This window comes from Mucilaginibacter sp. (assembly GCF_039207105.1).
GTDB lineage: Bacteria > Bacteroidota > Bacteroidia > Sphingobacteriales > Sphingobacteriaceae > Mucilaginibacter.
Genome location: NZ_JBCECK010000045.1, coordinates 30,671 through 37,483 on the forward strand (window position 1 = coordinate 30,671; position 6,813 = coordinate 37,483).

The 6,813-nt window shown below is 43.6% G+C and carries 3 protein-coding genes and 1 pseudogene; 2 read left to right on the top strand and 2 right to left on the bottom strand.

Annotation, left to right across the window (positions count from 1 at the left end; genetic code table 11):
• Positions 1-1,925 (top strand): S8 family peptidase (locus tag AAGC65_RS11515; protein WP_343112598.1); only part of this gene is annotated, 1,925 nt, incomplete at its 5' end.
• Between the two features lie 68 nt (positions 1,926-1,993).
• Here AAGC65_RS11515 and AAGC65_RS11520 read toward each other — a convergent pair.
• Both AAGC65_RS11520 and AAGC65_RS11525 read right to left on the bottom strand, forming a co-directional pair.
• Entirely contained in the window at positions 1,994-4,576 is a 2,583-nt protein-coding gene (locus AAGC65_RS11520) for a BamA/TamA family outer membrane protein (protein ID WP_343112599.1), read from the bottom strand.
• 497 nt (positions 4,577-5,073) lie between these two features.
• On the bottom strand, positions 5,074-6,369 hold the full coding sequence (locus AAGC65_RS11525) for an esterase-like activity of phytase family protein (RefSeq protein ID WP_343112600.1): 1,296 nt from the start codon (positions 6,367-6,369) through the stop codon (positions 5,074-5,076).
• A 154-nt stretch (positions 6,370-6,523) separates the two neighbouring features.
• Between AAGC65_RS11525 and AAGC65_RS11530 the strand changes: the two are divergent.
• Positions 6,524-6,813: pseudogene (locus AAGC65_RS11530) on the top strand (hypothetical protein); the annotation flags it as partial.

Consider the following 6,813-nt stretch of genomic DNA (forward strand, 5'->3'; position numbering starts at 1 on the left):
ATTCGTATGGTACCGGTATCGAGAATTATTACGGTGTTGAGGCTGTGGCCTATGATCAACAGGTGTATGAAACCGACTCACTGGTTCATATCTTTTCGTCGGGGAATATTGGTACATCAGCCCCGGCTACCGGTATGTATAGCGGTATAGCTGCGGCTAACTTGTCGGGTACATTTAAGCAGGCTAAGAATGTTTTAGTAATAGGAGGTACGGATCAACAGGGTAAAGCGGAAGACCTAAGTTCGGCAGGCCCGGCTTATGACGGGCGCATTAAGCCCGAACTTGTAGCCAACGGCGAAGATGGCACATCCGGCGCGGCTGCTTTGGTTTCGGGTACAGTGGCATTGTTACAGCAGGCCTATAAAAAACTACAGGGAGGTTTACCTTCGGCCGCATTGATAAAAAGTGTGCTGGTTAATAGTGCAGATGATATTGGCCTGCCCGGCCCTGATCATAAAACAGGTTACGGGCAGTTAAATGCGCTGGAAGCTTTGCGAACCATAAACGAAAACCGTTTTAAAAAAGGTACGATAAGCAATCAACAACAAATGAGTTATACCATTGCTGTACCTGCCGGCTGCAGCGAACTCAAAGTTTCATTAGCCTGGAATGATCGCCCTGCTGCACTCAACGCACCCTCAGCGCTGATCAATGATCTTGACCTGAATGTTACTACCCCAGGAGGTCAAACGCTATTGCCCTGGACCCTGAGTTCATATCCATCTGCCGATTCGTTATCGCGCCCGGCGAAAAGGCAAAGGGATACGTTGAACAACACTGAACAGATTACGCTACAAAATCCCGCTGCTGGCAATTATGTTATTCATGTTAAGGGGAATAAAATAGCTAAGGGCTCGCAAACTTTTTATGTGGCCTATCAATCCTTAAAAGCCAACCAGTTTGAATGGACATACCCCTCTGGCCGCGACCAGCTTTTTGCTGCCGATGAAAACTACCTGCGCTGGCAAAGTTCATTAACTAATGCAACAGGCCAATTGAGTGTTAGTTATGACCACGGTAATACCTGGCAATCTATAGGCAACATCACACTAAAAAATAAATATTATAACTGGACCCCGCCCAATGCTTTTACAACCGCTGTGCTCAAAATGGAAATTGGCGGCCAGGCACATCTCAGCAAGGAGTTCGTTATCTCCAAACCTTTAAACTTACAGGTTGGCTATAACTGTGCCGACGGTACCTTGCTGCATTGGAAACCGCAACCCGGCAGTAGACGCTACGTGATCTACAATATCAAAAATAATTTATTGCAGCAGTTTACTACAACTACTGATACCAGTATAGTTATACCCACAACGCAGCAATCATCGCCCTATTTTGCTGTAAGTGCTCAGGGAGCAGATTTTGAGGGTATCAAGAGTATTACTATTGATGTTGGTAGTCAGGGTGTTGGTTGTTATGTGGAAAGCCTGTTGACCGATGTTTTGGGGAATGCCATTGTGCTTAACTTGCAAATTGGCAGTGTATTTAACCTGAAATCAATAACATGGGAAAAACTTACGGGTACCAATGCCTATACTCCATTAGGTACTACCATAGTGGGCACAGCTTTGGCTTATCAGTTTACAGATTTTAGCCCTAAAAAAGGTATCCAGTATTACAGGGCTAAGCTAATAACCAATGATGGGAAAATTATTTACTCTGATTTAGCTAATGCCACGTTTTTGCAAAATAGCCAGTTTACGTTGTACCCTAATCCGGTACACAGTCAGCTAAATATCCTCAGCGGAGATATTAATGATTATGAATTTAAGCTGTATGACACAGGTGGCAGGATAAGCTTCAACAAAACTATCAACGAACTGAACAACGTGATTCAGCTGAATATTAACCCTGGGGTATATATTTATGTGATCACTTTAAAGGGAAAAATTGTTTATCAGGGTAAGTTGATTAAGGTTTAAAGTGTGACGCAAAAAAGCCCTCTTGTAGTTTTATCTATCAGAGGGCTCTTTGTATTATTAATTCATGCTTATAACCTGAAGTTAAGACCGATGTATGGATACCAACCCTCATCGGAGTGGCCAGCCATTATCTGTATTACGGTTAAGCTGGCTGGCGCGAAGAATATGCCGCCGCCGGTACCTGAGTGCCATTTGTCAGAATGCTCGTCCTTGATCCAAACGCGGCCGGTATCATAAAAACCCATTAAGCCAAACTGGCCGGGAAGTATATAACTGGCAATATCGGCCAGTTTAACACGTGCCTGCAGGTTGTTATAAACCATATGCTGACCCGCGAAACGGTTTTGCAGGTAACCTAACAAGTTGCCCTGCCCGCCCAAAAACATAGATTGGTAAAATGCCGGGTTGCCAACACTCACACCACCGCCAACACGGTCAGACAATACAATTGATCCGTTTGAAGTTAGCTTTTGGTAATAAGTAAACTCAGATCTGATCTGTCCGTATGATTTTGAATAGTCGTTAAGGCCACCATAACCTTGCAGCCTGATAGATAGGTAATATCCCTTCTTAGGCAGGATATCATTATCCTTATGGTCGCTTTCAAAGTTGATCAGGGCGCCTAAATGAGCCTTGTCTTTATTGGTGGTTAAGCTGTCATAACTATTGATAGCCCCTGGCTGATTAATGAAACGCCCATCGTTGCGGGTTGGGTCAAGGTGATAAAATTGGAATGAAGGGCCAGCGCTAATAGTTGTCCCTCTGCCCAGTTTCCAGCGCAGGGCGGGATCAAGCTGGTAAATATCGTAGCGGGTACGATAAAACCTGCGGTAGTTGTTGATGCCTTTATTAAGCACGGTTTCGTTACCGCGGCCAAAAAAGTTTACGGTATTATCCGGGGCCTGCGCATAAGCTTGCAGGGTGATATCTGCTTTGTCAATGGCATCTATCCATTCGCCATTATATTTAATACGGAACGCGTCTGTAGCGAAGGCATGGGTAACCATTACCTGCTGTACGGTAGAGTAGGGTAGTTTCCTGAAACCATCATGGCCGGTATATTTAAAACCCACACCCAATAAAAAGCCATCATCTTTGTTGATAGCTGCGGTGGCCAGCGGCATCCAAACGTTGTACAGGTTAGTTGGTAAAAACCTAACGTTAGCAGTATCGCTTGAAAAATGTTTGCTCACACGGCTTTCATCGCCAACAAATTTTACATTGCCTGTTGGGTCGTATACTTTTACTTTGGTGGCTGCCTGCTTAATATCAAAGGTTTTATTGCCAATACTATCAACCACTCTTAGTTTAATAGGCGTGTTGGCTGTATTTACGGTTATCTGATCATCACCTGCAGAAACATATAGCCTTATTTCTTTGGTAATGTCGGGATGATAAGTTACATCCATCAGGGTGCCTTTGTCTTTACCGTTTTTGCCCATTTTTTCAACTACTACACGCATAGCCTTATCAGGAGCATCGGTAATGGTTACCTGCTCATCCTTATCAGTGGCACGTATATCTACAATACGGTTAAAAAATTTAAAGTACTGCTCCATAGCGGCAGGAATGTTATCCCTGCGTTTTTTTAACTTGGCAAATAATTCATCATGCCTGAACTTGTAGTTTTCAATAGGCAGGCGCTTAAGGCCGGCTTCTAATACTTCATCGGTTTCGGTTTTCACAAATTCGTTCACCACCTTCATGTATTCGTCATGGTTCATTTGCGCATCGGTATAGGCGCGGGCAAAGCGTGTTTTAAACAATGAGAATTTTACACGCGGTATCTCACCGTCAAAATCCTCCAGCAAAGGGTCGATCCAGGGTAATGCCGCAATGGACGGAAATACACCTTCTGTTAGGTGAAATACCTGGTCGCGATCGCGCGGAACGCTTGTATATAATTTCCCTTTTCCTTCCTGGTTTTTAGTAACTGCCCAGCGCCATTGATCTTCGTGGCGGTCCCAGTCGCCCATAAGCAGGTCGAGCATACGTGCCCGTAAAAACGTTTCGCCGTCCAAACGGTTATCATAACTTTTGATGAGCTCACGATCCATTTTAAAGGTATTGTCCGAATCACCGGTGGGCTCACGTTCTTCCAGCAGGCAAACAGTACCCACAAAGGTTTTGCTATACTGACCCAAAGCCGGATCAGCAGCAACCACACCAATAACAGGATTAGCGTGCGGAACGCGGGCGGCCTCTGCCAGTGGAGGCACAATTAAAGCCGAGTAAGGGTGCTGGCCGCTAAATTCATCGCCCACCCAATCAACAGCAAAGGTGCCTTGCAGGTTAGGCGGCAGCAACTTATCCGGTATTTTCTCCACGCTGCGCAATACCCATTCCCTGCCGCTTGGATCTTGCAGACGCAATGATTTTGATTCCATACCGCCGCCTTCTTTAACAGGAGTGAGACCACCGTTAACTTGCGACAGTTTGATCACCGGCAGCTTTACAGGCATAGCCCATTCTTTACGGTAGTTTTCACCGAATAACCAGCGATGGATACCGGTTACATCGTCATATGATGCGTGAACTTTTACGGTAGTACTATCCGGAAATTTTTGCCAGGCGGAGGGTTCAATTTTTTGAGCCTGCACCTGGATAACCGCGACAGCCGACAGTGAGGTTAAAAGTATTTTTTTTAGCATAGGGGTTTGGTTTTTAAAGCAAATTTAAGGATTGTAAGTTCGCCGGAAAATAAAAAATGGTCAGCCCGCAACTGTGTAATAAATATGGATACATTAAAGGGTTGATAGCGAGGTCTTAACTAAACCCTAATTTACAACATATTAAGAAATTATTAATGTTTTGGTATTAAAAAAGGCTGAGTTGGAGGGTTAAAATAAAAAAAGCATTACCCTGTTTAGGAGTAATGCTATAATGAGGCCGGTCAGGACCATCTACTAAGCATATCACCAACTATATGCTCAATTTTTTGCTTGTCTCTCAAGGTTATTTACATGTCCGGGTTTATTTGATTAAACCCTTAATATTTTACTAAGCAAAGCTCAAAAATCAAATCGTTGGCAGGTAGCTCCAACGCCATTTATTATTAATTAATTTTTGAGCAAATTAATAAGAGTTATTGGATAAGGCAACCCGTTAAAACACTGTATTTTTAACTTATGATTAAAGTAATATATAGCTACAAGTTGATTTTTTTGAAATATAGTCTGTTATGATCTACAGATTTTGTAGCCGGTAATATTTTAGCTGCAAAACCACCCTTACCGTTGTCTAATATCCCAAAATCGTCATCGTTTGAAATTACCAGTATGTTGCCCGGTAATATAGCAAGTCCTTCGGCCTTATCATGCGGGTAAATGGATGGGAGGTCTTTCAAAAGATCCAGGACAACAGTTTTTGAAACCGGGGTAATGCCCGCTGTCTGCAATCCTGCCTGGTTATTCAGTTCCTCAACAGTTTTACCACCATAAAGCTTTCCGGTAGCACCGTTTGCCGGGTCAGAGATATCGGTAGCACCATCAAGGCTTATTTTGAATACTTTTTTAAATGTAGCAGGGTTGGTGCTGTCGCCGCCATATAAGCCATCGCGTTCAACTGTTAAAAATGTTGTCGCGTTAACAGCTACAATGTCACTTACACCGGTTAGGCTTACATTATCCATTAAATAGGCATATTGCTTAGTTGCGCCCGATGCGATATCAAAGGTTAATATACGCAGCACAACAGAATTGCTTACGGCGGCTTTAGTAGGGTTAAGCATGGGCGATTGCATCATACCTACCAGGGTTTTTCCATCGGGTGTAATGGCAAGTCCTTCCATACCACGGTTAGGTTTGCGTTTAGCAAATACCAAAGGAATTTTACGGCCGCCGGTACCGGTACCAAATGGATTGATACGTTCAATGGTACGGCCGGTGGCATCAAAGTGTACAATGTGCGGGCCGTATTCGTCGCTGATCCAGAAAGAGCCGTCGGCAGCTAAAACCATGCCTTCGGAGTCAATGCCATCTGCATTCGGGGCAAGTACCTTGCCGGTAAGGTCGTATGCGATCTCGCCTGTGGCGCCTTCGCCTGCCGGATTCGGCAAACCATTTAACAAAGCACCGGCAGCATTTTTTAACATGATGGTTTGTTCCAGCACCAGTTTACCATCTTTTAACCTGAACTTACCAATTTGGGGTGTAAAATCAGCCTTGCCAAAAATAATGGCATCCGTAACAGAACCGGCGGCGTTAGGCCCCCTGTCGGTTAGTAAATAAAAAACGTTGGGATCTTTATGGTCGGGAGCCACTGCCGAGCCAAAACCGCCGTTGTAGGCTTTTACACCATCAGCAGTGGTCATTAAAACGGCAGGATCTGCCGCTTCGGCTATATCCGGGTAAGTGATTGGATCAGTAATGATCTTATGATCTTTTTTACAGGCGGTTACTACAACAGCAGTAAACGCAAACAGGCTTAATAAGGTTTTTTTCATACAATAATAGGTTTATGAATATTATATATAGTTTCGTTATATATATAATTTCACAAATTAAGCCCTTGCCTGTAAAGCAAATGTTAATTTTAAAACAATTGATTGCTGGTGTGTTTACATTGAGTTGAAAAAGGAACATCTACTTTAATCATATATGAACAGAAAAAAGAGTTTATTGATAATATTAGGACTATTTACTGGTATAGCCGCTTATGCGCAGCAAAGCACTGGCGATTCTGTAAAAGCTAAACCTGCCAACGTTGCTGTAAAAGAGGATTTTAAAGACGATTGGGCCGCGCTATCGCATTACGTTAATGAAAATAAAGCACTTGGTGATCCTAAGCCCGGCGAAAAAAGAGTAGTATTTTTGGGCAGCTCTATTTTTGAATTCTGGAAAACAAAGGTGCCCGAATTTTTTGAGGGGCGTCCTTATCTGGATAGGGG

Excerpts from the sequence above, each read along its gene's own strand:
- AAGC65_RS11520 (WP_343112599.1), bottom strand. The coding sequence starts at position 4,576 with ATGCTAAAAAAAATACTTTTAACCTCACTGTCGGCTGTCGCGGTTATC.
- AAGC65_RS11525 (WP_343112600.1), bottom strand. The coding sequence starts at position 6,369 with ATGAAAAAAACCTTATTAAGCCTGTTTGCGTTTACTGCTGTTGTAGTA.